A 1403-nucleotide genomic window follows, 5' to 3' on the forward strand; every position below is an offset into this window, starting at 1 on the left:
ATCTTGAATGGATAGAGGATGCCGACGAGGCGATCTTCCACGCATTTTCCGTCGCGGTGCTGGTAACGCTCGGGCTTGGGGTCGCCGGCGGCGCTCTGTTGAGCGTGGCTTTCCTGCAGCGGGTCGATGCCATCTCGCGCACGGCGGAGGCGATCATCGCCGGTGATTTGGCCAGCCGCATCCCGGTGCGGGGAACCGGCGACGACCTCGACCGGCTCTCGGATACGCTGAACCGCATGCTCGGCCGCATCGCCGATCTGATGGAGGGGTTGCGGCAGGTGTCCAACGACATCGCCCACGATTTGCGCACTCCGTTGGCGCGGCTGCGCCAGCGTCTGGAGCGGGTGCGGGCGACCGCCGCATCGACCGACGACTACGCGGTCGCAGTGGACGCGGCCCTGGCGGAAACCGACACGCTGCTGGAGACCTTTGCCGCGCTGCTGCGCATCGCCCAGATCGAGGGCGGCGCTCGACCGCCGGTTCGCGACCCGGTGGAGCTTCACGTCATCGTGGAGACAGTGGTCGAGGCCTTCACGCCCTCGGCCGAAGAGGACGGCAAGGTCCTGGTCAGTCCACGGCTCGACCCGGCGGTGGTTGCGGGCGACCGCGAATTGCTGACCCAAATGCTCGTCAATCTCGTTGAGAACGCCATTCGGCACACCCCGGCCGGAACGCGCATCGAGGTGGCTCTGGCCGCCGGTCCAGGAGTGGCGCGGCTGACGATCGCCGACGACGGTCCCGGTGTGCCGGCGGAAGAGCGCGGACGCATTTTCCGCCGCTTCTACCGGCTGGAGCGGAGCCGCACCACCGATGGCAGCGGGCTTGGTCTCAGTCTGGTGAAGGCCATCGCGGACCGTCATGAGGCGACGGTGTCCGTGACGGACAACGGCCCGGGCCTGCGGGTCTCGCTTGACTTCAATCTCCGTGACGGCTTGTCGGCCCGGCCGGCCGGGGAATGCCCCCCGGTCACGGCGCAGCATTCGAGGTGACGCGATGTCTCTCCCGCTCCACGGCCTGATTCCCCAACTTCTGACCGGTTACGGTTATTGGCTGATCGCTGGCGTGGTTGCGCTGGAGAGCATGGGTCTGCCCCTGCCGGGAGAGACGACGCTGATCGCCGGATCGATCCTGGCGGCGGCCTCCCCCGATTTCCGGATCGAGTTCGTGATCGGCGCGGCGGCTGCCGGAGCCGTGGTGGGTGACAATGTCGGCTTCCTGATCGGTCGGCGCTATGGCTACCGGTTGCTGGTGCGCTATGGGTCGCTCTTGCGGCTGACCGAACCGCGGCTGCGGCTCGGCCAGTACCTGTTCCAACGGCACGGCGGCAAGGTCGTGCTGCTCGGGCGGTTCGTGGCGCTGCTGCGGGTGCTGACCGCGCTGCTCGCCGGCGCCAACCGTATGTG

At 68.1% G+C, this 1403-nt stretch carries 2 protein-coding genes; both read left to right on the forward strand.

Going from position 1 to position 1403, the window contains the following annotated elements; all coding sequences use genetic code 11:
• Window positions 1-989 (forward strand): HAMP domain-containing sensor histidine kinase (locus tag TSO5_RS31600; protein ID WP_109155328.1); only part of this gene is annotated, 989 nt, incomplete at its 5' end.
• Window positions 990-993: 4 nt separating this feature from the next.
• Window positions 994-1403, forward strand: a 410-nt coding sequence (locus TSO5_RS31605; RefSeq protein WP_199231076.1) for a VTT domain-containing protein, incomplete at its 3' end; no start/stop codon positions are given.

The organism is Azospirillum sp. TSO5 (genome assembly GCF_003116065.1).
Taxonomy (GTDB): Bacteria; Pseudomonadota; Alphaproteobacteria; order Azospirillales; family Azospirillaceae; genus Azospirillum.